This window comes from Bradyrhizobium sp. CCGUVB23 (assembly GCF_024199885.1).
Taxonomy (GTDB): Bacteria; Pseudomonadota; Alphaproteobacteria; order Rhizobiales; family Xanthobacteraceae; genus Bradyrhizobium.
The window spans coordinates 2,470,212-2,495,592 of sequence record NZ_JANADQ010000001.1; the positions used below are offsets into that span (position 1 = coordinate 2,470,212).

The 25,381-nt window shown below is 60.1% G+C and carries 18 protein-coding genes and 3 pseudogenes; 2 read left to right on the plus strand and 19 right to left on the minus strand.

Annotated features, from left to right (window positions below):
* Positions 1-160: 160 nt before the first annotated feature.
* The 15 genes and pseudogenes from NLN62_RS11315 to tssA form a co-directional block, all read right to left on the minus strand.
* On the minus strand, positions 161-520 hold the full coding sequence (locus tag NLN62_RS11315) for a hypothetical protein (protein ID WP_254108803.1): 360 nt from the start codon (positions 518-520) through the stop codon (positions 161-163).
* 22 nt (positions 521-542) lie between these two features.
* The gene (locus tag NLN62_RS11320) at positions 543-2,141 is read right to left on the minus strand and encodes a type VI secretion system Vgr family protein (protein WP_254108804.1); all 1,599 of its coding nucleotides are present in this window, start codon (positions 2,139-2,141) and stop codon (positions 543-545) included.
* A complete protein-coding gene (locus NLN62_RS11325) occupies positions 2,138-3,043 on the minus strand; it encodes a serine/threonine-protein kinase (RefSeq protein ID WP_254108805.1) in 906 nt (301 codons plus the stop codon). The genes NLN62_RS11320 and NLN62_RS11325 overlap by 4 nt, the downstream gene beginning before the upstream one ends.
* A 301-nt stretch (positions 3,044-3,344) precedes the next feature.
* Positions 3,345-6,950 carry a type VI secretion system membrane subunit TssM gene (gene tssM / locus NLN62_RS11330; protein ID WP_254108806.1) on the minus strand — a complete coding sequence of 1,202 codons (3,606 nt, stop codon included), beginning with the start codon at positions 6,948-6,950 and terminating at the stop codon, positions 3,345-3,347.
* Positions 6,951-6,962: 12 nt separating this feature from the next.
* On the minus strand, positions 6,963-7,844 hold the full coding sequence (gene icmH, locus NLN62_RS11335; protein WP_254108807.1) for a type IVB secretion system protein IcmH/DotU: 882 nt from the start codon (positions 7,842-7,844) through the stop codon (positions 6,963-6,965).
* The gene (tssK, locus tag NLN62_RS11340) at positions 7,837-9,201 is read right to left on the minus strand and encodes a type VI secretion system baseplate subunit TssK (protein WP_256575911.1); all 1,365 of its coding nucleotides are present in this window, start codon (positions 9,199-9,201) and stop codon (positions 7,837-7,839) included. Before tssK ends, icmH begins: the two co-directional genes overlap by 8 nt.
* Before the next feature lie 61 nt (positions 9,202-9,262).
* Positions 9,263-9,769, minus strand: a complete 507-nt coding sequence (gene tssJ / locus NLN62_RS11345; protein WP_254108808.1) for a type VI secretion system lipoprotein TssJ — start codon at positions 9,767-9,769, stop codon at positions 9,263-9,265.
* Positions 9,766-11,232 (minus strand): type VI secretion system-associated FHA domain protein, encoded by a 1,467-nt coding sequence (locus tag NLN62_RS11350; RefSeq protein ID WP_254108809.1) that lies wholly within the window; start codon positions 11,230-11,232, stop codon positions 9,766-9,768. Before NLN62_RS11350 ends, tssJ begins: the two co-directional genes overlap by 4 nt.
* Before the next feature lie 12 nt (positions 11,233-11,244).
* Positions 11,245-11,517, minus strand: a pseudogene (locus NLN62_RS53425) (FHA domain-containing protein); the annotation flags it as partial.
* A gap of 638 nt (positions 11,518-12,155) precedes the next feature.
* On the minus strand, positions 12,156-13,142 hold the full coding sequence (gene tssG / locus NLN62_RS11355; protein WP_254108810.1) for a type VI secretion system baseplate subunit TssG: 987 nt from the start codon (positions 13,140-13,142) through the stop codon (positions 12,156-12,158).
* Positions 13,106-14,857, minus strand: a complete 1,752-nt coding sequence (tssF, locus tag NLN62_RS11360) for a type VI secretion system baseplate subunit TssF (RefSeq protein ID WP_254108811.1) — start codon at positions 14,855-14,857, stop codon at positions 13,106-13,108. Before tssF ends, tssG begins: the two co-directional genes overlap by 37 nt.
* A gap of 4 nt (positions 14,858-14,861) precedes the next feature.
* Positions 14,862-15,275: a type VI secretion system baseplate subunit TssE gene (gene tssE, locus NLN62_RS11365; RefSeq protein WP_254108812.1), complete on the minus strand. Its 414-nt coding sequence runs from the start codon at positions 15,273-15,275 to the stop codon at positions 14,862-14,864.
* 16 nt (positions 15,276-15,291) lie between these two features.
* Positions 15,292-16,776 carry a type VI secretion system contractile sheath large subunit gene (tssC, locus tag NLN62_RS11370; protein ID WP_371933118.1) on the minus strand — a complete coding sequence of 495 codons (1,485 nt, stop codon included), beginning with the start codon at positions 16,774-16,776 and terminating at the stop codon, positions 15,292-15,294.
* A gap of 20 nt (positions 16,777-16,796) precedes the next feature.
* Entirely contained in the window at positions 16,797-17,288 is a 492-nt protein-coding gene (tssB, locus tag NLN62_RS11375; RefSeq protein WP_254108814.1) for a type VI secretion system contractile sheath small subunit, read from the minus strand.
* A 34-nt stretch (positions 17,289-17,322) separates the two neighbouring features.
* Positions 17,323-18,930: a type VI secretion system protein TssA gene (gene tssA / locus NLN62_RS11380; protein WP_254108815.1), complete on the minus strand. Its 1,608-nt coding sequence runs from the start codon at positions 18,928-18,930 to the stop codon at positions 17,323-17,325.
* Positions 18,931-19,782: 852 nt separating this feature from the next.
* On the opposite strand from tssA, the gene aepX reads away from it, so the two are divergent.
* Both aepX and NLN62_RS11390 read left to right on the plus strand, forming a co-directional pair.
* On the plus strand, positions 19,783-20,640 hold the full coding sequence (aepX, locus tag NLN62_RS11385; protein ID WP_254108816.1) for a phosphoenolpyruvate mutase: 858 nt from the start codon (positions 19,783-19,785) through the stop codon (positions 20,638-20,640).
* A gap of 433 nt (positions 20,641-21,073) precedes the next feature.
* Positions 21,074-21,883: an IS5 family transposase gene (locus tag NLN62_RS11390; protein ID WP_254108817.1), complete on the plus strand. Its 810-nt coding sequence runs from the start codon at positions 21,074-21,076 to the stop codon at positions 21,881-21,883.
* A 142-nt stretch (positions 21,884-22,025) separates the two neighbouring features.
* Here NLN62_RS11390 and NLN62_RS11395 read toward each other — a convergent pair whose 3' ends face one another.
* The 4 genes and pseudogenes from NLN62_RS11395 to trbF all read right to left on the minus strand — a co-directional run bounded on the left by NLN62_RS11395 (position 22,026) and on the right by trbF (position 25,080).
* Positions 22,026-22,253 carry a DUF2274 domain-containing protein gene (locus tag NLN62_RS11395; protein ID WP_254108818.1) on the minus strand — a complete coding sequence of 76 codons (228 nt, stop codon included), beginning with the start codon at positions 22,251-22,253 and terminating at the stop codon, positions 22,026-22,028.
* A pseudogene (locus tag NLN62_RS11400) lies at positions 22,250-23,352 on the minus strand (TrbI/VirB10 family protein). The gene NLN62_RS11395 and the pseudogene NLN62_RS11400 overlap by 4 nt, the downstream one beginning before the upstream one ends.
* Positions 23,343-24,424, minus strand: a pseudogene (gene trbG, locus NLN62_RS53430) (P-type conjugative transfer protein TrbG). The pseudogenes NLN62_RS11400 and trbG overlap by 10 nt, the downstream one beginning before the upstream one ends.
* The gene (gene trbF / locus NLN62_RS11415; RefSeq protein ID WP_254108819.1) at positions 24,421-25,080 is read right to left on the minus strand and encodes a conjugal transfer protein TrbF; all 660 of its coding nucleotides are present in this window, start codon (positions 25,078-25,080) and stop codon (positions 24,421-24,423) included. Before trbF ends, trbG begins: the two are co-directional and overlap by 4 nt.
* Positions 25,081-25,381 lie beyond the last annotated feature (301 nt).

Sequence of the window (25,381 nt, forward strand, 5' to 3'; positions counted from 1 at the left end):
GCACGAATTGACGCAACAGACATCGCAACATCCGTGCCAAATGTCGTCGGCATAAAGATCGTTTGTATTTGCCAATCTTTTGCATATGCCGACGAAAGAAGGCTGCGCAGATTCCGGCGTACCGTTCCCGCTAGGTTCTCTGCGCAAGTACAGCGATCCCTCACAGCATGGCAGAGCCTGCTGACTCCAGTCGACACTCGACATCGAGAAACGCACGCGTGGCAACGTCGAGCACAGCCTGCCCCGTCACCTGATAACCGATGCGTTTGTCGACGACTGCACTGCCCCGCACTGCGTAGATGACCACTGTACGAGGACCTCGTTGCTGCAGCGTTAGATACTGCGTAGATAGCAGCAGGCGCAATTCGCGTCCGTTGCGAAGCAGTTGTAAGCGAATGCCATCGGACGACGGCGGCGGCACGTTGATCGTCGGTGTTGGCAGGATGGCTGCGCGCGCTGCATTGGCGACCGCTTCTTCTAACGGATCGATCTCGCGGGTCGCGGGTCGCCAGACAGTCATAAAGCGCTACAAGATGAAGAAATCACGCAGGCCCATCGAATATCTCGATAGAGGCGCCTGACTGCGACTTGATGCGATTGAACAAATGTGTCTCGGAGGTCACGACTCCCTTCATATCGGGATTGTGCACCGCGCCGACCACCACCGGCCGGTCAATATCGCCGTTTATGTAACCGACAAGAACTTCCGTTCCGGCGACCAGGGGAAAATGGAGCCCGGTTTCACTCGGGCCAGCGTAAGGCTCGAGCTTTCTGACGTAGTCGCTGCCAAGTCCTTTCGACGCCGCTTCGTCGGCGAACGTAAACTGCAGCTTGTAACGGCCTTGGTCGTCGATTTCAGCCCGTTCGTTCCACCTCTCTCCATCGATCTTGGCGCTATAGAGACCGACGCCCGGCGGCACAGGCGTCATAGCGACTGGACGGTAAGGCACATCCGACCGGATGCAGTGGACCATGTTGTAGTAGGCGCGCCCCTTCCCCGGCAACGCGTTGAACCCGGTCGGCGCCGGCCGGTAGGCCGAGTGATCTGCCGCGACGACCAGATATTCGCCGTCGAACCGTGGATGGCCCTGCAGTGCGAAAATGCGTCCTGCACGGAGCTGCGGCGCATCGCTATGGGCAATGTACATCGTTTGACTAGCGCCAATTTGCTCCGCACGGATCTTGGCAAGCGTGATCGCTTCTCCTTCGGAAGCAAAATGCCCGCCGAACCGTTCGGCCTGCCCCAAGAAGCCGCCACCTTGCCCGACCTCTTCATCCACGGATATGATGGAAGGCACCGTTTCGTTGTAATCGCGGAGCTTGATCGTCTTTGTCGAGAGAACGCGGCGTTGCCGGACTGACAGAATTGCGCTTTCGTCGATGCGGCGAGACGTGCCGCTGTCGCGTTGGTGCGAATATAGGATGGCTGCGCTCGGGCCGAACCTGACCTTGGGAAATGCCAGGTTTTTGTCACCAAAGACGACGGTCTCACCGTCGTCTTCCTGCTTGAAAAAATAGAAAATTCCGTTCCGTTCGCAAAGGCGCGAAATGAAATTGAAATCACTTTCATTGTACTGCGCGACGTAATTTCGCTTTGGGTAGCTATCCAGATTGTACTCGGCCGGGATGCTGATGGCTGCCCTGTTCAGCTCCTGCTTGACGATGTCATCCACGCCGACTGGCTGGCCAGGGCCGTAAACGCGGCTAGCTATCGAGAGTTCGGTGACCGAGAAGCGCGGGCGTAAGACGAATTGAAGCACCCGAAGTTCGGATATTGTTGGGTCCAGTTCCTCTACCAGGGCGCAGAGGCCCGAGGCAATCCATCGGCCGCATGCGGTATTGATCGTCAGCCTGGCACGTTCACCGATCATTGAGCCGATATCTGTATCACTCGATGTCGTGGCATAAACCTGATAGCTGAACGGCAGCGAAATGCACTCTGTGCCTTCGAAGCCTTGCACGTCGAGCTCCAGCTCTGGCTTACTGAGAATATCCAGACTCATGCTGAGATTATATTCTTGCATCGGTACACCACGTCGAAACGCTTGCGGAGCCAAGAAGCTCGTATCTGTTACCGTCGAGCGAGCTGCCATCAGAGCCGGCAAGTGTGCTCGCAATTTCCAAGCATTGGAAATGATCAAATAGTATCTTGCCTCCTTGCACGCTTTACGACAGCCGCATGGCGCGCACCGCCCCACACGCGGTAAAACCAAGGCGGCCGGGTGAGACCCTGGACAAACTCATCGACCGTCTGGATTCTGTCGTCGCGGTTGAGGGCAAGACCTGAGGCCAGTGCCCGCCATTGCGCCGTCGAAATGGTCGAAGGCGGCGCGGGTGTCAGATTCTCGTAGAGCGCCACGTCGGCCGGCCGCCGCGCATATGGATGCGTGCCGGTCAGCACCAGATAGGCCACCACAGCAAGAGAATAGACATCATCGCTTTCCGCACGCGGTTCGCCCATCAGCATCTCTGGCGATGCATAGGCCGGGGTCATAAGGGCGATCTGATCGGACAGCACCGCGGCCCTATCGCTTCGTGTCGTCACCCCTCCTGCAAGCACCGCACCAAAATCCAGAATCTTGACTGCTCCGCTTGACGTCATAAAGATGTTTCCCGGTTTCAGGTCGCCATGGACCATTCCGAAACGGTGCATATGGGCGAGCCCCTGCCCCGCAGCGCCGATGACACGAAAGGAAGCAGCGGGTGAGAGTGGACGTCCCTGATGTTCAATCAGGATCTGGGCTAGCGAGCGGCCCTCGAGGAGCTCCATCACTTGGTAATGGTACTTGCCGTCGTAATCGGAGTCATAAATGCGCACCAAATTCCGGTGTGCGACCTTCCGCAAAAGGCGTGCCTCGCGATGCAGCAGCTCGACCAATTCCTGGCAATCGGTGGGATGCTGCCGGATGACCTTCACTGCAACCTCGGGATTTGGTTCGCGCGCCCGCAGGCCGATCCGATCGATCGCGCGATAGACGGTGCTGATGCCGCCGACACCGATCACGTCCACCAGGTCGAAACGGCCGCCGAGCACGTATCCCACGGGCGCGACCGCCCCCAACGAGGACGCGTTCAAAGTGGATCCTCGCTCAAGCGGGCAACGATCGCGCGGACATCACCGGTTGCTCCCCTGGTGCAAGCACAAAATAGGCGGGGCGCGGAGCCCGCGGGACCTATTTCAAAACGCAATTGCGAGCTCTGCTTGTAGCCCGGCGACCAGCGATCGCCTTGCGTCGGATGGGACGCCGGCGAGGATAGGTTGAGCCGTTGATGCCTCGGCGCAATGAGGCACCATTGGCCGGGCTCTTCCCGCAGATACAGAAAAGAACGCCGACGCCCACTGGTCATAGGCTATCCGGACACCGAAACGAACGAAGGACACTCAATCTGAACGGATTGCTCACGCTGGCTGCGCGCAGCTCGTAGGTCACGTTAGTCCCATCCGGCTTACCGATCGTCATCGCAAACCGATCCGAAGCGCCGGCTGAGGCCAGTTGTGACGCGTCGAACAGCCGGAACAGTGCCCAGGGGCCTGAGCGTTCGATCCTCTCCTCGGCTTTGTCCGCCGCGGTCAGCGTAATGGAAGCGATACTTGCATCGGTTTGCGTCGGCCATTCGAACTCGTAGGCACGCGGCGCCTCATGACGATAGGCGATTTCCTTGCCGTCCAGGACGAACGTCGCGCCCATCAATTTGGGGCTGAGGTAGACTGGCTTGATGCTGAACCTCACTGCCGGTGCGGACCCGGGGCTGCTGAAGAACGCATTGCGAATCTCCCGCGCGCGCTGAAATTGTATCAATGCGCCCGCTCGGATTGGTGCCTCTGCACCATCGATAGTCGCCGGTGCAAGGCCGGACCGACGGTCGACGACCAGCGGAGAAAGGTATTTCTGAGAAAAGTCATCGACGATGCCGCCGGGACGGAAGAAATCACCGAAATCCTTGAGGCTCATGTCTTCGCTTGCCAATTCAAACACTGGATAGCGCTGAAAAATAATGCCCTGGCAGACCGGAATCACTTCGTGCGTCCAAACCGTATCGACATGGTCATGCGCCCGCTTGAGCAAGGAGCTCCACGTCTGAAGGGCCGTCTCGTTCATGATGGTGCGGATCGGCTCCGGTCGCAGCGCCGAGTCGGCGCGCAGGGCACCGAAAGCATCGCTATTCGGATCCTTGGCGCGTCGCTGAACGAGCTGAAACGCGGCCTGGTTCGGATCCGGTGCTGCCACGATGTTGGCCATTGCCGCATAAAGACCGCCGAAGAGACCACGGATATGATCCATGCCCGTCGACTGTCCAGCCGCCTCGTCTGTGGCCAGTTGGGCCAGAGGCCGGAACGCTTCGGTGATCCGCGTTCCCGGCCACGGTGCATCGCCAAACGCAGCACGGAACAGAGCGCCCGCGGCATGACCGGCGGCCGCCGAGGAAGGCCCGGCGGTGGTGCCAGTATCTCCGGCCTTGGCCAGGGTCTGCTCCCCTGGCGGCAGCAAATTCGAATTGTCGCGTACGAGCGAAACGACCTGCTGGAGCGTGCTTTGAGAACCGGCCAATCCGCGCATGATCGCTGAGCCGCGTTGCAAATCGTCAAACTTGACAACATGGATACTGCTCAGGGCATTTGACCAAACACGGATATAATCGTTGACATACCGATCCATGACTTTGAGAGCGATCTGTTGAATATCTACCGTGTCGATCGGGGCGCCAGCGAGTAGCCAGTCGGCGTTCTGCTCGGCTCGGGCGATGAGCGGCAGGTTCGGCAGCACGAAATTGAGGAAACCCTCGCGCGTGAAGATCCCAGGGATCATGGCAGCATTGCCAACCGGTTCCTGTTCGTCAATGGCGGGAAAGGCAATCTGCAAGGCGGGCATCTGGGTGATCTCAAGCTGGCCTGAGCCCACCAGACCAATCAAATCGATCGGCCGCAGGCGCGTGTTCTGCGCGGCTTCGCGGAGGAGGCGGGCGTAGACCTGCTCGACGACAGGACGCTTGTTTAGCCGGGACCGTACCGTTCCCACGAATTGCTGGTCGACACTGATGGGCTTCGGCAGCAACTCGATAAGCCGCGCAAAATGCTGGTTCAGCTCGCCCGCCGACGTCGGATCGAGCGCAAACGTGTGCGCGACTTCATTGCGCGCAGCGTGCTCGACTTCGCCACGGTCGAAATGCCCGGGATCGCTCAGCATCCAATAGGTACGGAACACCTGCTTGACCTGATCCAGCAAAGCGTCGTTGCCGGCGCGCAACAGGGCATCGATGCGGATGGCGAGCCTGCCCGCGAAAACCGGCAGCAGACGATTGAGTAGAATGCGGTCGTAGGCATTTTGGGCAGCTGGCGCAAGCACAGGGGTCGCCGAGATGCCGAGACCATCAAGCCAAGCAAACCAACTGTCTTCCCCAGCCGCCAGTCGTAGCCGGTGCGCGGCATTGAGTGTTGGCAGGACGGCCTTAAGGTCGAGCGGTCCGCGCGTCTCCAGGAGGCGCGCCTCTGCAATCTGCGCCGTCGCTCTGGTTTGGTCGATACGCGCCTCATTGCGAGTGAAGGCACTATACCACACAATGAAGGCAGCCACCGTCAGCACCATTGCCATGATATGCCCGCCGCCATGTACCAGCGCGAGCCGGCGCTCAAGTTTTAAATTGCGGCCGACCAGTCCCTGCTCGGCAAAGATCACTTCGGTCAGCAGCTGCTTGATAAAGAACCCCCTCCCCGGCCCAACAGTCGGCATGCGCCGGGTCAACTGCAAACCAAAGTTCCGACCAATCGCATCGATCACGCGATCGATCGGCTCTCCCTCCTGTGTGCCGCTGGTAAAGTAGACGCCACGCAGCATCGGCTCTACTTCGAAGCGGCGCGATCGGAAGACCTCACCAACGAAGCCGGCGATTGCGCTCCGGATACCCCAGAACTCCTTCGGAAACGCATACATGAGTCCCCGCCGGATGAGATCACGTTCATCGTGCATGCGAAGGGCCAGTCTCGCCTCAAGCCGCTCCGCAAGCTCCTGCATCTCCAGACTCACGGCGTCGCCGATACGATCGCACGGCCCGAGAGGAAACGTCTTGCCCCAGACTTGGGCACGGCCTTGCTGGTCGAGATCGTCGAAATATTCGGTAAAGCCAGGCACCATATCGCATTTGTTCACCAGCAAATAAACCGGAATGCGCATCCGAAACGTCTTCAGCAGCTCCTGTATCCGCGAACGGATGGCCTCGGTGTGCCGCCGCCTCACCGGCTCGTCCGGCGACAAGAGATCGGCCAAGCTGACCGCAACCAGGATACCGTTGATGGGCCGCCGCCGCCGATGTGTCAGGAGAAGATCGAGAAAGCCGCGCCAGGCCGCACGGTCGACCTCGGCATCCTTGTCCTGCGTCGTGTAACGGCTTGCCGTGTCGATCAAGACTGCATCTTCTGCGAACCACCAATCGCAGTTTCGTGTGCCGCCGATGCCTGCGACCGGCTCGCCTCCAAGCTGCCGGGAGAGCGGAAACTCGAGCCCAGAGTTGCGAAAAATCGTCGTTTTGCCCGCGCCCGGTGGGCCAATGATGATGTACCAAGGCAACTCGAACAGATAACTTGGTCCGCGCTTGCCCGCGAACACCGTATCACGCAGGACCTTCAGTGCGTCCTCGAAACGCCTGCGAATGAGTTCGACTTCCTCCCGGCTGTTGTCGGCATGCCCGATCAGGCCCTCGCTCTCCATCAGTGACAAGATGATGCGTCGGTTAGTGCGACGCGCCAGCCAGTAACGGGCAAGCGTGACGAGCACGACCACGAAGAAAAGGCTCACGATCGCGGCGGCCCGAACGGTCATCTGGTCGAGCGGACGTTGCTCGGACACGACGAGATAAGGACCGCCGAACCAGATGAGTAGACTGATCGCGAGCAAGCAGACCAGCGTAACGATGCCTCGAACCGAGAAGAGTACCGCCAATTGTGCGCCGAACACCTGCGTCTCCCCCTAAAGCGGTCCCGAGCGGCCGATCGACTCGATCAACTGCTCGACAGCCGCCAATTGGCTTCCGAGGCGCCAACGGAAAATGGTGTAGCCGATGAGCATTACAGAGGCGGCGACGGCGAAGGCAATCCACAAGGGCCCGTACTTGCGCACACTGGTGCGCGCCCTGATGCCGCGCCATTCGCCCGACAGTTGAGCAGGCGGCGCGGTCGTGTATTCGCCCAAAAGGCGATGGACCTCCGCGCGCAGGTCTTCAAGCTGCTCGCGGCCGCCTTGCATGACGCGATATTTGCCTTCAAAGCCCATCAGCAAGCAGACATTGACGAGCTTTAGCAGTGCGAGGTATTTGGCCGGCTCGGCCTGGATACGCTCGACGATCTGGAAGACCTTTTCGCCGCCCCAGGTCTCGTTGTGGAACTGGTTGAGCAGACTATTGTCGCTCCAGGCGCTTTCACTGCCCCATGGCGTCGTCATCACAGCTTCGTCGACCAGCGCGCATATGAGGTAACGCGCGGCGCTCACATCGCCGCGGCGCGCCTGATTTTTGACGGCCCGCTCTTCGAAGCGACGAATTTGCTCGACAGTTCCACGGCGCATCGCCCCTATATCGGCGTTCTCGACCATGCGAAGCTGCGCGACGATCAATAGGATCGGTGTTGCCGCCGCAACCAAGGTGTCTTCCAGTGCGGTTGGCTCGAACAGACCCTGCGCGACAATTTCGGCATGATTGGCGATCCCAACTCCGCCGGGTTCAGCTACTGGTGTTGGCGTAACGGGAAACCTCGCTGCGGCGGCCCCGGACGGAACGCGAACGGAAGATTGGCCGCGTTGAATATTAGGGGTCGGAGCGAGCGGTCTACGCCCAATGACTGTCGGCTCATCCATGTGTTTCAGCCTGGTTAGCTAAACGTTCTCCGCGGATAGCCCAGAATTCGAGATGCAGATCCGGGTAGTCACCGCTAACGTGAAAAGCGAAGGCCGCCGATCGCGGCAGGGTGCGCCACAGCTCCACTGACTGATCGAGCTCGAAATAGACGGCGCTCTGGATGTAGGGTATCTGGCGCGGTGCCACAGGCAGCGCGCGAATAGGAACACCGGGGAGCTGAAGATTGACGAGATCTCGGATCTGCTCGACCGAGCCTACCTTCATTTGCGCCGGAAGCTGGATGCGCAGCGTCTCGGTCGCCACACTCGCCACCGCTACAAGAACGAAGCGAGCATCCTGAAACAAGGCGCGGTCGGCAATGAGAGCGATTAGGATGCCGTAACCGCGATCCTGTAGCGGCAGCGATATCGCGGCGCCCTGAATCACGACGGACAAGAGCTCGCGCAGGATACGTACCAGAGCTGTGAAGCCGGTTTCGAGATCCTCATGACAATAGGCGGGCATATCTGCGGGTGTGCGGCGGTCGCCGGCGAAACTCGACAGCTGTCCTGCAAGGCCGAGCAGCGCGCGGAAAAGCGTTTCTGGATGATGCCCGCGCGTCGCTGCGAAATGGTCGAAAACGGCTTCGGCGCCGTTCACGATGGATAGCGTGACGAGATCGATCAGTCCCGCGCCATCTGCCCTCGAGCGTGACGGATCGGCGCGCGCGGCAAGAGCTTCAGCGCGGGTCCGAAGCAACGACCTGACCTCGTTCAATAGCGCAATCAGCGGCTGGACCGCATGGATATCGAGGGCCGGCGGGAGGTAGGTGGCGATCAACGTAATGGCGCCGGCCGAATCGACCTCGTGGATCCGACCGATAGGCATCGTGATCAGCTCGTCCTGCTCCTCACTGTCGAACACGAGATGCGTTGTCAGCGCTGCAACATTGATATCGACGGGAGGCTTTTCAGGCGCAGTCGCATTCCGGACCTGCAGGACCTCCTGACGATGGCGACTCAAAGGTGAATTCCCGGGAGAGTGATCGTTGCCGGCTTTCCGGCGCCGCGCCACAGCGATCTTCACCGGCAGGTTCTTCGCCGCAGCTGGAGGTGTTCGTCCAGGTGGAAGCTGACCGTACTCAGGTAATCGAAGCGCCGTGCCGTCGGGCATAATTGCTTCGAGCTCGGTAAGGACGACCTGCCCGAGCGCGAGGCAGCTGCGATCAAAGGCAATCTTCCGAACGCCCCAACCGTGGGCGATCAGACAGCCGACGCGATTCTCGAGCAGTTGCTCGACCCAACGGTCGTATTGCTGCAAGTGCTGCGGCCGCACCAACATGCCTTCCGACCAGATCGGTCTACTCGTCACAGACATCGCCAAGTCGCTTTGTTAATCGGGTCTGCTCAGGACCTCGCCATGACGGCGACAGAGGCAATCAAAAGATCTTCCACCAGTTTTGGCTGGCTTCAACGCTGATCGCATGCGCCGTCAATTTCACCAAAATCGTGTTGTCTCGGTCGGGCTTGATTTCGGCCGACGATCGCCATTGCGCATCGTTGCCCAGTCGGAAACCGGCGATCACGCCGATATAGCGAGTGTCAATGGGCGTGTTGCGCTCGAAATCGTATTTCTCGCCAGGCTTGAGTTCAGTCTCGCGCTTAGCCACCAGGTCGGGCCCGAGGCGTTTGGCGTCGTTGTCGAGCAGCTCGAAGAACTGCGCCCGGTCGAAATTAGTCGTCGACTTCAGCTCATAAATGCGTACGACAACCGGCGACGGCTCACCGCGCGCGTTCTGATTGACAAGCGGATCGGTCTGGATGACGAATTTGATCGGCGTTGTCTTCAGGCTCTTATCGATCGAGCAGCTGGCTCCTACGGCGGCTATCAGCAATGCCCCGCTCACGAGAGATAGCCGCTGAAGCTTGTACGGCGACACCATCATGGCGCCTTCCGCCCGCTTGGGCCAAGTGCCGAGAGCCGCGAGTCGTAGGCTCTCGCAAACTCTTCTGCGGTATAGGTGCGCACAGCCCGATCGACGTCATTGACCATCGATGCATGCAGCTCGACAAACCTGTCCCACAGCTTGGCCTTGTTGATGCGGGTGCCAAAGAGGCCTTTCCTGGCGCCATCACTCTCGATCCGTTGCGGGCTCATATGTGTCAGGACATTGGTGACCCCCGCGCGGATCGCCGCTATGGCCGCGGCCTCATGCGCCTTGATGTCGTAGAACCCTTCACGGACTGATTGGGAAAGCGAGAGCAAAGCGTGATCCATCGCAAGCGTCTCGCGCAGCGCGCTATAACCGCTCTTCATGAACTTGAATGCGTTGTTGTCGCCAGCGCGTGCCCGTGCTGGCTCAATCTGGAGTTCGTGTTTGACTATGGTCCACGCAGCCAGAAGCGATTGCAGGCCGTTGGCCATTTCTGTGACCGCGCGGCCGACTTCAGCGAGGACCTCCCGGCGCTGCGCCGACGGCAGACACCCCGGATCGATCCCCAGTGCGTTCCAGAACTCTTGGAGTTCACCTGATTCCGCCGCCGCCGCTGCGGGGGAAAGCGAGGCTGCAATGGGCGTCGCGTCGTGAGCCTGCGAAGCGTCGATCGGCCTCCGCGCAGCCCGCTCATTTATGACCCCCGCCCCATCAGGCCCGCGCTGTCCGGGACAAACATCCGATGCACTGGGAGCGCTCAATGGCCCGCGATCGGCACAAGCGGGACTGATCGGATTGGGCGCGACCTGAAACGGGGCGCTTGGTGCGTCGAGGCACCAATTCGTCTCTCGTGGCGATGCGGGCGGCGCCACTCCGAACGAGCTAACCCCTGGCAACAGATCGCCAATTTCAAGGCCCTCTGGAATGATCGGTGCAGGACGGCCGGTCGATTGTGCGGCCCAGCTTTCCTTGAATAGTGTAGGCGGTCGACGCAATTGCTCGTCAAATGAGGTCTCAGCCTGCGGCAACGGAAAAGGAGGTTCGCGCAGTCGCGCATGGGCGGGCGGCATCTCCGCGTCAACCGCGCTTGAGCATCGCGCCATCCGAGACGAGCCCGCCAGCAGATCCGGCTCGGCTGATCCCTCGTCCTTGCCGGGAACCTCGTCTTCAAGAAGACACAAGAGATCACGCACCTGTGGTGAAACGACCGCCTGTCGCTTCTCTTGCGCAGCTGAATGGGAGGACGACTGCCACCCGTCGATCGCGGTTAACGGATCGAGTGGAAGATCTGTGTCCCTGCCCAACAGCCCGGTAGCCGCAAGGGGCACATCGGGCAACTCCTCACCGAGTGAAGGCGACGGCACGGCGGGCGTTGCGCCAATGATGCGCACGGCGTTCGAGCTCGTTAAGCCGAGCTGCTTGCGTTTCTCGTCAGGATGGTGCTCGATCATGACCGAGATGATGTAGCTAGCCATGTATAATGTGTCGCCATCGGCCAATGGCGCCGTATTGCCACGCCCCAACGGCGCGTCAATCGTGTTGATGTAGACGCCGTTCGTGCTGGTGTCGGTGACGGAGAATCCGATACCGTCGAATGCGATCTGCGCATGGCGTGCCGATAGAGTCTTGGTTGGATCCGGAAGCTGCCAGTTGCAGCCAAGTCCCCGCCCGATAACGCCACCTTCCGGTCCGAACGACTGTATTGCGTTTCGGCCTAGGGCTTGCGCGTTCTCTCCGATGATTCCGAGTATGAGATGCATCCCAGCCTTGTTCGACTTTACTTTTCAGCGCGCCTTTCGTATGCGCCCACCAGACCAGACTTGTGCGAGGCGCCAACCGTAGCTGCCTCCCCTGCACCTGTTCTTTGCACCACATTTTGAGGTCGATCGACCGATTCGCACGCACATTCGCTTTTCGTGGACTCTCTGGCGGGTGAAGGAAGCAGTGATTTTTTCCTCTCAGGAGCGCGGCACATAGGTGCGAGAGAAGAAGAGCATCGCTCGTCCTGCGTGTCCGCCTGCATTTAAACCCCTCTCTTAACGGCATCCTGTTAGCAACCGCCGTGCCAACGGTTCTCACTCTTCAAGCTACTGATTGGCATTTGAAAATGGGGCGCTGCAAACGACGGCCGGTGTTCTGAACGTGACAGGGCGCTACGACTGTCAGATACTGGACAAGCGTCAACATGGGGCTGAGCTCCGAGACGACCCCTTCACTTGATCTCGCCGGTGTAGCCGATCCGTGCAGGCTCGGCAGAGGGCACTTGGGGCAGTCGCTGGATGCCTGCGCATCTACCATCTGGCTTCGTCTTTTCAATGCATCAAAGACGAGGGCCTGCCAGAAGCGTGCGCGCCGGAGCTCAATAAATCGAGCCTGACGAATGAAATTGCGAAGACGATCACAAGAGAACTGAGCTCTCTGTCGCCTCGAAAGGGTCGACCAACGTCGTCCAGCCCAATTCTCCTTTACCGAGAGCCCATTCCGGCATCTCTCCGGGCGCCAGTTCTAGCTTGAGGTCCCAGGTCAGCGGCTCGCGCAACATGGCACTTATAAGACGGCAAAGGATGGTGTGGGTCTCGCGAGCGGGCAGCAGCGACAAAAACTGCTGCTTGCTGAGCGGACCGAGGCAAAGCCGAAATTTGCCCATTAGGTCCGGCATTGTTTCGCCAGCAAGAGTATCAAAGCCGAGCTGAACACCAGGGCTACCCAGACGCCACTGCGCTTCCGGCGGAATCTCGATTTCGCGCCAAATGAATTCTTCAACCCGGGCCGGAATGTCCAGATGGTTTGAAATGACGCCGGCTACGAGCGGTGCCGATCGGCTGGACAAGGCAAGCTGACCTGCATGAGGCAGCAACCGGGCCCGCCATTCCCGTTCATCAGCTGTGCTTTCCGCGGGCATGAGCCCAAAAAGCGCACCGACCAACACCGATATCGCATCGGTCGCTCCCTCCTCGAATCGCAAATGGTGGCGATAGTACTTCCAAATTCGCAGCAGCAGGCTAATCAGACGGTGATTGAAAAAGTCAAAAAATTGGCCGAGCGCCCCAGTGCCGTCCCCGTGAATCACCCGTTCGGTGAACAAGGGGGGCAGCGGCGACGATGGGCCGTGCAGCCCCAGGAAATTGACAAACACTTCCAGCCGCTCGCCGATGGCCTTGACTTGCCTGATCTCCGCGATCTCGTCGGCGGGAAAGCCGAGCATCGGCGCCGCGCGGAAGCGCACCGCCTCACGCGCAGGATCGTCGGTTGATCCGATTGGCGGAGCATCGCTGAAGCGCCGTTCAAGAAGGGCTGCGAGAGAGAAAAATCCGTAAGCCGCGAGCTCCTTGACATCATCGGGCGCAGTCAGAACGGCGTGATCTTTCCGCTTCTCGCTGGCCATGTGTAGTGCGCGTTGCTCTCCGTGCCGCGGACCGAAAACCGGTGCAGCATGTTGATACCGGCGAAGGTCGCGAGGAAGGCGTCGAGTACCGAGCCGAACAGGAACAATTCGCCTTCACTACCGATCTTGCTGTCAGCCACGAAGAGTTCGATGTTGCGCATCCGGATCGGGGCGCCGCGCACCACATGATCCGTATCGGTCGTCACGAACCGGTCGAGCCCCTCGAGCAACAGCTCCAGGCGACGGCGCGCCTGAAGATCGTACACCGCACGGAAATCGTAACTGGAAATAACGGTCCGCAGCGCATCGATATTGACCATGGAGCCGTAATTGCGCGCCAGATTGGCCGTCAAGCGCCGCAACAGGCCGTCATTGATCGGTGGCGGCACCTCTGCAACGACCCCGGTAATGTTGGAGAAGGTGACCGAGCGAGGCGTGTCGGAGGAAGGCTGATCCACCGCACCAACCGGTAGCCGCTCGGCGATGGGGCCGTTGGAACAGGTCAAGTGAAGCGAGGCGACATCGATCGGCGGATGTTGGGTGATGTCGAGTCGATCAACGAAACTGACATAGTGATCGATGCCCCGGCCGATCACTGCGGGGCGAATGCGCTGGCGAAAGTAAGCTCGGCTGCGACCGGCCCCGGGTAGATCGTGGCGCAGCAGACCGAATGGCTCGAACTCGATACGTTCGGGATGTCCTTGCCTATGGCCGGTCACGCGATCGACAGAACGGATGCTGAAGTTCGGTCCCCCCGACGAAAGCACACGGTATTCGGTTTTCTTCCGCTCCAGGCGGATCGGCGACGCCTCGTGAGCGAAGACATTGATGGCTGGCGCGCAATTCAAGCGAATCTGATCCTTGCTTAAGCGCAATTGCGCGGGGAACGGACGATGAAACTCGATGCTGAGCTTGCACTCGCTCTCCGTCTTGGTTCCGACCGGGTCGAGACCGGACAATTCGACATAGAGGAACTTCGAGGGATAAGTCAGATACTCTTGAACGATCCGGAATCCCGAGAACCCGTTCGGCGGCCAAGGCAAAACCGCCTCGTCATCGCCAAAGCCGACTGGCGCGATTTGTGTTGGCCCAATTGCGGCAACGACCTGTTGATCTCCCACGGTGACCGTCGCTGTCGTGACGTGACGGCGCAGCCAGGTCAATAGATAGCGACCTACTTGCGGCTCGCGCTCAGTCGAAAAGAAGAACCGGAGCCGGCCTTTCCGAAGACATGACAGGTTTTGCCGACCGGTTGCCTTGATAGCCAGGGTAAGGCGAGCCGAACTCGTCCGATTCTCGAGCTCGATGTCCTTGATCTCCAGCGGCAGCACGTCAATTGGATAGCGGGTGACAAACGCGCAACTGGTTCCGTCAATCGGACGCGAGCGGATGCTCGTACCGGCAGGAACGTTCACGCTCACGGCGCTCGCCGATGGCTTCACGGCAAACGCCAGCGTCGTGATGGGCGGCAGGGGTTGAAGATATTGTGGCCATACCATCCGCAACAGGTCATGGACAAGTTCTGGGAACTCGTCGTCGAGCTTCTGACGTAGCCGCGCCACGAGGAAGGCGAAGCCTTCCAAGAGCCGCTCGACGTCCGGATCGGTCGCATCACGCCCGAGAAAGGGAGCGAGCTCGGGACTAGTCTGGGCGAAGTCGCGACCAAGCTCGCGCAAGTAGGACAGTTCATCTTCGTAATACGGGTTGATGGCCACCGCTTTAGCCTCTCAGGAGGACGTGCCTGTCGTCGCTCAAGATCGTGTCAAACGAGACGTGCTCGACCTGGTCGTTATCGTTCACCATTGCGGTTACGTGGAACGTCAGCTGTAACGGCTTGTCGGGATCGGCATGAAAGCGGATCGAAACATTCCTCAATCGAGGTTCGAACGCCTCGATCTCCTGCTTGAGCATGCGAGCGACCGCGCGAACCGCGTCAACTCCCTGGCCGATCGCGTCGTTTAGATCTGGCAAGCCGTAGTCGGGTCGCGTCTCGCAGCAGCCCTGGCGCGAGTTCAAGATCCGACGCAGATTTTCCAGAATACTCGCTTGGAGGCGGTCGAACGAAAGATGATGCGATGGGACCATGGTCACGGCTGCTTCTTCCAAGCGCTCAATAAGACTGCGGTCGAACATCGACTGCCGACCCCTTTTATTGCTTGTCGAGCCTGCCCTTTAGCGTCAAAGCAAAATCCGCGCCCATGTACTTCAGGTGCGGGACGACGGATATGCCGACGCGATACCAGCCCGGCTCACCTTCGACATCTTCAACGTCGATCTCCGCCTTACGCAAGGGACGGCGCGAGCGGACATCTGCCGACGGATTCTGCTGATCGGATACATACTGGCGGATCCAGTTGTTGAGCTCGCTCTGCAGCTCTTCCCTGCTCTTCCACGAGCCGATGTTTTCACGCTGCAGCACCTTGATATAGTGTGCGAACCGGTTGATGATGAACATATAGGGCAGCTGGGTACCAAGCTTGTAGTTGAGCCCGGCTGCCTTCCCTTCCTGAGTATTGCCGAAATACTTCGGCTTTTGCACGGAATTGGCCGAGAAGAAAGCGGCGTTGTCCGAGCCCTTGCGCATGGTCAGGGCAATGAAGCCCTGTTCGGCAAGCTCGAACTCGCGCCGGTCCGAGATGAGGACCTCCGTAGGTACTTTACTTTGCAACTGCCCCATCGATTCAAAGGTATGCAGATTGAGGTCCTCCACCGCCCCACCTGACTGTGGGCCGATAATGTTTGGACACCAGCGGTACTTGGCGAAGCTTTCGGTCAGACGGGTTGCGAAAGCAAAGGCGCCGTTGCCCCACAGATAGTTGTTTGTCTCGCCATCCGAAGCTTCCTGATAGTTGAAACTCTTTACTGGAACCGTCTCCGGTCCATAGGGCAAGCGCAGAAGGAACCGCGGTAGCGTTAAGCCGAAATAGCGAGCGTCCTCGCTTTCGCGGAACGAATTCCACTTGGCATATTTCGGCCCCTCGAAAATCGATTGGAGGTCCTTGAGATTGGCGATCTCCTCATGTTTTTCGACGCCGAACATCTCAGGCCCGGCTGAGGCGATGACAGGCGAATGCGACATGGCGCCTACCGCGCCCATGTACCGCATGAGCTTAACGTCTTGATTCCAACTGCCAAACTCGTAGGCTGATATCATGGCCGCGACGGGCTGGCCGCCAAACTGGCCAAACTCGGCTGTGTAGACGAGCTTATACAGACCGGACTTGACGATCTCCGGGCTGTCTTCGAAGTCGGTGAGCAGCTCGTCCTTGGAGACGCCGAGAAGTTCTATCTTGATGTTCTGACGAAAATCGGTTCGGTCGACCAAGAACTTGAGGCCGCGCCATGCCGCCTCGAGCTTTTGGAACTCTTCGGCATGCAGCACGGCATCGAGCTGAGCCGAGATCTTGCGATCGATCTCCGCGATCATCCGATCGATGAGCGCATTGTTGACCTTCCCATCGGCCCGCCCCGGTTTGATGAGCTCGGCAAGGAAAGCCGCAACACCCCGGCGGGCGAGGTCGTACCCCTCGTCGCGTGGTGTGATTTTTGTTTCGACGAGAACCTGATCAAGCAGCGAAAGCTCAGTGGTCGTAGTAGTGACTTCGGCAGTTTGCTGCGCGCTTGCGTCAGTCATAGCACCCTCGCTCATGCCACTTACTCCGGCTTGCCGGTGAGCTCGCCAAGTAGCCGCGGCCTAGCGCCGTCGTCTTCGAGCAAGTTCTGGATGGCCTTACGGAAGTTCGGCACATTGCCAAGCGGGCTCTTCAGAGCGATCAGCGCTGCGCGTAATTCGGTCAGCGCTCGAACTTCGGAGATTTGTTGCGCGACACGCTCGGGCTCAAAATCCTTCAGGCTCTCAAACTTCAGCGTTACCGACAGCTTGCCGGCCTCAGGCGATTCGTCGAGCTTGTTCTCAGCCAAAATATCAAGGCTTAGTTTCTTACCTTTGACGACCTCGTTAAAGTTGTCCTTGTTGATATCGACGAGTTCTCGGTCCTCTATGGGACAATCATCGACCCGTCCGGTGAAGTCGCCCAAAACCATCAGCTTGAGCGGCAACTCGACATCCTCCTTGAGGTTGCCGGTTGCCGGCTTGAAGCGGATATTAACGCGCTCCTTCGGAGCGACCGAGCTTTCTTGTGCCATACCAGCTCCCGTTAGCCCTTTGGCTTTGACGAACTCAGCCGCGACCTAGGCGGCTCGCCCGTGCGATGTCGATCCGTGCTGCTCGCATTCGGATCTGCTCCAGCGCGAGGCGACGGCGAGGCTCGTCGATCATCTGTTGCGACTCGGAATGGGTCATTGCGCGGAAGCGCAGTTCGGCAGCTTCAAGCGCAAGCGCGGGCTCCCAACTTTCCAGGTCGCGCTTAGCGACAACCCCTTCAATGTGATCTAACAGCGGGACGGCGGTCGTGACGAATCCGGTGTCGACGCAGAAACGCGCTTGCGCAAGCTGGCCGACGAAACGCGCTCTCTCGCAGATCGCTCCATCCAGCGCCCGCGACAGCCTCTCCAGCGCCGCCTGCGGCTGCCCTTCACCGATGAGCTTGTATGCGTCAGCGACAGCTTCCTCCACGGGATCAGGGCCCGCCGTCGCGTCTATCACCGCTGCGGCCCAAGCACGCGTTTCGTCATCTGCAAACGGCCTGCCGTTGTTGAAATGAAATTCCAAGATCCGCGGATAGCGTGTAACCAGCATGGTTACTGCCCCGCGTACCACCGTGGCTGCCGCCTCAAATGACGGCCCCATTTGCTCCAGCGCCTCGGCCGCATGCCGGTGAGCGTCGAGCCAGAACGGTCCCGTCCAGGCGATCTCTTCGGCCAAATTCACAACATCGGCGTGCTGACCGGCCACCACCTTTACTTCTAACGCGACGATGCTATCGGCGGGCGGAAATATCTCGGTGCGGCCACCCGAATCGGGCGGGAGCGCGTCAAAACGCATCCACGAGCCGACGCGATTGAGCAGATAGGCCTTCGGGTTTGTCGGCGAGGCGGCGCGCACGGCGGCCGCTGCCTGCCGGAGCATATCCGGTAAACGCTCCGTGAACTCGGCCCAGTCGCCATCGACGCCGCCCAGGACCGCCCGATGTGGTACCGCATGTTGAGGCCCATCAGCCGGGGGCCGAGCTTTCGCCGGCGCGGCCGAGGTCTCCTCGGCAGCACAGACCGCGTCGGCCACGCGATCCTCTGCCTCGGCGCCCGCGCGTTTGGCTTCCTTGTAATGCGGCTTCAGCGCCCGGAAAAGCTCGCCCAAGACAACGTGCTCGTTGACCAATTTATCGCCGAACTGGTGATCCAGGTCATCAAGCGCTTCATAGGCGGCAAGCACCGCTGGATAATCGGCTTCAATCGCCGCAGTTTCGGCCACGGCCGGCCCAAGGCGACCAACGAGCCAATCGACCGCTCCAACCCGTGCACGTTCCCGCTTGATCGGGGGATAAAGCCCATCCCAATGCACGTCCATCATGCCGCGCAAGATTGCTAGTCCCACGGCAAGACCCTGATATCCCTCGATGCGAAAGAGACCATAGACAGCCCAACAGGCGATCAGAATGTCTTTTGATTGGTTCGCCAGGATATGAAGCGAAAGCTTACAGACTTTCCGCCAATCGACCGCGGCTGGTCCGTCAACCTCCATACGCCGCACCTCGGCTTCGAGCTGCTCAAAGTCGGCCGCATCACGGACGTCAGCGCCGGCAGGCACGGCGCCGGGCACGGGCGCGGCGCCGTAGAGCGCGCGCGCATCGGAGGCGCCACGAACCGCTATGCCCGGGTGTTCGATCACGGTGAAACACTCGTGCGCGGACGCGCATTGCGGCGCTTAGCGACCTTGGCGCGGTCGAATGCATACCCGCCGCATCCAGTGAACTGAGAAGCCCCAATCTTGTAAACCATGACTCCGACTCGTTAGGGAGGCGATGCTGGATGACATCCATCGTTCAAGACTTGTGCCAATTGCGAGGGGCTTGATTTGTAAGAATATTTGCTCAAGCTGACGTGTCTGCCCCGACAGCCTGTCGCAACTTCGACAGTCGGCATCAGAGACGCTTGATCTCCATCTCGCAGTACTTGCCCAGAGCGGCTATTGAGCTTCGTAGCCGATCCCATGCTTCTGGTATGTTCCTCAAAATCTGAATCACGGCAAATACTGCGCAAGTTGAGGTGCCATCGTGATCCGGGTCGACACGACAGCCCCGTCGAGTTAGTTCGACCACTTCAACGGTAGCAATCCAAAGGGGTCCTACAATGCGAGGAGCCTCGGGCTTAGCGTCTGGCGCGGAGCCTCAACAATGCGAAGACCGCCGCGATCAACATTGATGAAGCGACTACAGACTCGGTGGGCAAATTGCCTCCGATCGAACACCTATCTTTTGAATTCTGATACCAACGAACGTACACCCTACAATTGTCGGGGCGGAGCCGCGACGCCCTGCATCAATTCGCCTCCACATAACAATTTTGCGCCTCAGTCAACTACCAACGCTAGCAATTGATCTGCGTGACAGAAACATGTCACTTTCGGTGGATGAACGTCGGCAGGTCGAACGAGACCTGCAAGGATTTCGGCATGCAACATCAACCACAATATGTATTCGATAACGGACCTAGCCGATCGGCTGTTTCGTCGTCCGTAGAAATGCTGCGCGCTCTGGTCTGCTCCAATAGCGAGCTCTCGTTCCTCATGGAAGCGCATGACGGACTCTCCGCCGCGATCGCCAAGCGTGCAGGATTCAAAGGTCTCTGGGCGTCGGGCCTGTCGATTGCCACCTCTCTCGGCTACCGCGATGCCAACGAAGCTTCATGGAGTCAGTTCGTCGACGTGGTCGAGCGCATCGTGGACTCGACCGCGCTTCCTGTGCTCGTTGACGGCGATGGCGGCTTTGGAAACTTCAATAATGCACGCCTCTTGGCGCGCAAGCTCCGTCAGCGTGGCGCAGCCGGCGTCGCGCTCGAGGACAGTTGTTTTCCGAAGATGAACTCATTTGTTGGCGAGCGGCATCCCCTCGCCGATGTCAATGAATTCTCCGGCCGTCTGCGGGCCGTGAAGGATACCGTCGGGGAAGACCTGGTCCTCGTAGCTCGGATCGAAGCCCTGATCGGCGGTCATGGAATGGACGAAGCAATTTTGCGCGCTCACGCTTACGCTGACGCGGGAGCCGATGCGATCCTTATCCACTCACGAACGAGTAGCGCGGACGAGATCCTTTCATTTGTGAGTGCCTGGCAGAACCGGCTGCCGGTCGTCATCGTTCCAACGAAATACTTCCGAACCCCGGTCTCAGCATATCGCGATACCGACATCTCGACAGTGATTTGGGCGAACCACTCCATGCGAGCTGCAATGGCGGCAATGCGGCAAGTCTGCAATGAGATCATGGCCGAGGAAGGCGTTGCCGGCGTTGAGCCACGTATCGCCACGCTCGACGAGGTCTTCGCGCTGTTGGAATACGACGAACTCGCCCGTTCGGAAGCGCGATATCTGGTTTCCCGATAACTTACGGCAGTCGTTTCTCATGCACACAACAACATACTCGTTTGGGAATGCTGCCATGCAGCACAGCATGCGGTGCTCCATCATCTGGAATCCGAAATACTGCCTTCCAACTGGAATTGCAGGGTCACGTTGCTAACGCACGGGCGCTCGGGCTCTCGATCCTGTCAGCACTAACATCGGTGCCACAGCCCGCGGCCCAAGGTGGATACTATTTTTATCTCGATCTTACCGAATTGCAGCGCCGCGCCGAGATCAGTGGGCGTGAGCTCGACGCCGATGAGGTCGTTAACGCGTTACTGATGGAAGCTGGTGTCGCAACAGTTTCGGGCACAGCCTTTGGTGACCCGCCGGCATCCGACTCTCCTACGGCATCGACCTCGAACTTCTAGAGGCTGTTAGGGACTGATTAATCATAGATGTTGAGGTTTGGGGGATGTCGATTCCCCGCGAGCCTTATCCTTCTGACGTTTCCGATGACGAGTGGGCGCTTGTTGCGCCGTATCTGACACTTTTGCCCGAGGACGCCTCGCAGCGGACGCACGCACTTCGCGAGGTGTTCAACGGCCTGCGCTATATCGTGAAGACCGGCGCGCCCTGGCGCTGGATGCCGAACGATTTGCCGCCGTGGGAGATCGTCTATCAACAGGCGCAGCGGTGGTTGCGCGCGGGTTGTTTTGAGGCCCTGGCCGAGGATCTGCGCGTCATCCTGCGCCTTGCGGCTGGACGACCCGCGCAGCCGACCGCCGCCATCATCGACAGTCGAACTCTGCGCTCGACGCCCGAGAGTGGCGCCCGCGGCGCCTACGACGGAGCCAAGCGCAAGAAAGGTTCGAAGCTGCATCTGGCCGTCGATACGCTCGGCCATCTTCCGGCGCTGCATGTCACGCCCGCCAACACCGACGATCGCGCCGAGATTGGCCGGATCGCCAAGACGATTCAGGCAGAGACTGGTCAGAGCGTCGAAGTCGCCTTCGTTGACCAGGGCTACACAGGCGACAAGCCTGCAACGGCGGCTGCAGAACACGGCATTGCCCTCGAGGTCATAAAGCTGTCGGAGGCCAAACGAGGCTTCGTGCTGCTCCCAAGGCGATGGGTCGTCGAACGATCCTTCGCGTGGGCCACACGCTTCCGAAGACTTGTCAAAGACTACGAGCGATGCGCTCAGACCCTCGCCGACCTCCACCTCATCGCCTTCGCATGCATCATGCTCAAAAACGTCGCTAAACTCGCTGCTGGTTCCTAACAGCCTCTTCACACCCGTGGCATCGACTTCCTCCTCACCTGAACGCGTCTCCGTAGAGCAAAATTCTGGTCCATGAGGCGGATTTGACTTGGGGAATAGGCTTTGGCCGCCTCTCACAAGGCAACGCTGAACGATTGTCCCTTTATCGATTTGTTGCGGCGCGTTTCACCTTTGAGAACCCTTTGTCTGTCGCCATGAATCTTTGGATCATCGGAGCGATGAGCTTGGCGGGACCGGGGGCCGACTGTCCGCTCTCGCGCGCGATCGCCTCGGCGTAGCTTTTAAGATCCCTGAAGACCGCCGCCGACAGCTCGATCGTGAGCTTGACCGGCTTGTCGTCCGCGAGCGGTCCAAGCTTGAGCTTCGTCACAGTGCTCCTCCTTTCCGGTAGGAAGCCAGGACTAAGTCTCGCGTAACAATTACACGGACCGGAAAACCTGGCCGAATGGTCAGGATGTTGAGCTGACGCTGCACGATCTGCTGGCCGGTCTGGCTGATGCTGTTGGACGCGCCGCTACGGATCGCTTGAACGAGATTGTTCTCGTTCTGGCTCGTGCCCGCCTCGGCGCCGACGCTGAGCATGGTCGAGAGAACGGCGGCCTTGAACAGCATGCCCCAATGGTTGTCGACCTCGTCCTCGAGCCCGGCATAACCACCGGTGTCGGCGCCGGGCTGCGTTCGAGCCCGATCGAGTTGCCATCCGGCATAATGATGCGGGTCCAGACCAGCAAGATGCGGCTCTGGCCGAACGCGACGGAGCTGTCATATTGGCCGATCAGTATGCCCGTGATGAGCGCAGCCGGGATCACGGTGCCCGCCTGCACGACATACGGAGAGACCTTGGCCTCGAGCCGGTCCGGACTGACGGTGCGCTTGTCGGTCGAAGCGTTGAGAAAAGCCGTCTTGCGGTCCTGCATGTTCTGGGCGGACCCGGCATCGACGGGTGGTGTCGTGGCCAGGGTCGTCGCCGTTGGTGTTGAGCTATTCGGGAGGATTTGGCCGACGCTCTGCGGTTGCTGAACAGTCTGGGCGAAGAGGCGACTGACGCGGGCCGCCTCGATCTCCTGGCTTCTCCGCTGCGCCTCCGGATCGGACGTCGTTCCGGGGACCACAGTGTTCGGTGCAGCGCCAGCGTTGAGGATCGGCTTGCCGAGATCGCCGGGCAGCGGCGGCCCGAGCGGCGGCACCAGGCGCGGCAAGCCCGTATAATCCTCCGGCAAGGCGGCGAGGCCCTCGGCCGAAGGGCTATTCTGGGTGCTGAGCAACTCCTGGCCGGACTCCTGCTTGTTGCTGTTCTGAAGCGCGTAGCCGAGCGCTCCCGCGACCGCCAGCGCAGACACTGCGCCAAGGCCGATCAGCATCTTGCGGGAGAGGCGGGTGACCGGTGGCTGCTCCCCTCGGAGCCGAAGATCCGGCGGCGTCACGGGTGGGATGTCGCTCTGACGTTCGTCTTCGCTGCCTATCGCCATGAGCGCGGGCTTCCGTCAGTGCGAACAACGCGCACGCGTCGCTCGCTATCCTTGTCGCCAAGACGCAGTTCGGCGGCGGCGAACAAGCGATCGACGATGTAGTAGTTGCGGTTCGCGCGGTAGTTCACCAGTTCGGATCCGCCGGCCGGACCGATGACGAACAGTGGCGGCATATCGCCCTGGACGATCCCGCTGGGGAATTCGATGTAAACCTTGCTCCCGTCATCGAAGGCGCGCAGCGGACGCCAGGCTGGATCATCGCCCTCGATCGCGTAGCGAAAGTTGATCGAGCCGAGATCGACGCCAGCCGCGATTGGCGCTGCGGCCTCTGCCGTCGCATTCTGCTGCCACAGCGCGATGAGCTGGTCCTCGGATACTGCCAGGAGACCGAGGCCATGTAGGTCTTCTCCGTCGAGCGCAGCTCGAGGAGATAGGTCCGCCGGTCGGTGTTAATGACGAGATTCGTGATCAACTCCGGCCGCGTCGGCTTGACCAGGATACGGATCTTATTGGTCGCGCCCGCCCCGCTCTCGGTATCACCGATGATCCAGCGCACGGTGTCGCCAGCGGCGACCGGACCGGAGCCTGTGAGTTGCTCGCCCTCCTGAAGGGCGACATCGGTGATCTGGCCGGGCGCCGCATAGACCTGGTAGAGGGCTCCGCCGGAGAACGGATAGACCTGGACAGCGTTGATGAAGCCGTTGCGGACCGGCTGCACGCGTGCCGCGGCGTTGGCCTGTTTGACGCGAACCTTGGGATCTGCGGCTTCCGGGACGCGTTTGCCCGCGGCGAGCGGTTTCAACTGCCCGGGCAGCGGCAGGGGCTTTGGCATTTCCACGATCTTGACCGGTGGTGGCGGCGGATCCGTGGTGAGGGTTGCCGGCTCGGCACTATCGTAGTTGATGTCGGGCGGGATGAAATTGTGTGCGCAGCCGCCGAGCGCCGAGACGGACATCAGCAAAACCGCAAGGGCGGATTTACAGAAGCACGTATCGCGGATTTTCCGGCTTGGCTGAACGATGGAGAGACGCGAAGCCGGACGGCCGGCGCCCAAAGAAATCGGCGGGGTCATTGTCCCAGCTCCTTTGACCAATTGATGGCGTTGACGTAGATGCCGAGTGGATTCTTGCGCAGCCGATCGGCGTCTGTGGGCGGCTGAATCGCGATGGTGAGTATCGCGGTCCAACGTGTGGTGCCGGCGAGCGCTCCGTCCTGATAGCGGTGCTCCACCCAGGCCACGCGAAAACTGTCGGGCGAGGCGCGGATGACGCTGGAGACGTCGATTGCGACCTGCTGCTTGCCAAGACTGGCGAAGGGGTCGTTGGCACGGGCGTAATCGTTCAGCGCCATCGCGCCTGCCGTGGTCGTGAAATCATACGCTTTCAGCCAGTTCTCCCGCACAATGATCGGGTCGGCGGGAAGCGAGCGTACCATCGCGATGAAGTGCGCGAGGTACCAGGCGATCTGCGGGTCGCTCGGCCGGTAATCGGCCTCAGCGGGCGCCACGGCTTGTGCTTCGCCAAGCTTGTCGACCTGCACCACCCAGGGAACGACGGTGCCATGCGTGGATTGCCAGACGAGCCAGCCGGCGAGACCGCAAGAAAGGGTCAGCGAACCAAAGGCCATCAGCCGCCAGTTCTTCGCCTGCACGCGCGCCGCGCGCTGATAGGGAGTTTCGGGTTCGGGCGTGCGGCCGTAGCGGACCGACGATCGCCTGAAGACTGACATTGATTATTCTGATTATTCTCCTCCCGAGAGGTCGACGGAGTGGCCGCCGCCATGACTGTCGCCGGACTTGAGGGCTTGCGCGGCCGTCTGCGCGCCGTGAACAACCGCCTAATTGCGTTTGACGCGTTGGGCCCAGGCGGGCGGCCCCTTATCGACGGCCGCTCCAGAGGTGGCTCTATCGTTTGCAGCCGCGCTGCTCTCGATGGTCCCCATGGTCGAGGAGCCACCCGTGTTTGCGACACCGGCGCGGGCGCCAGAGGTGAAGCTCTCCATCATCGTAGCTGCCGCTTGCTCAGTGGCG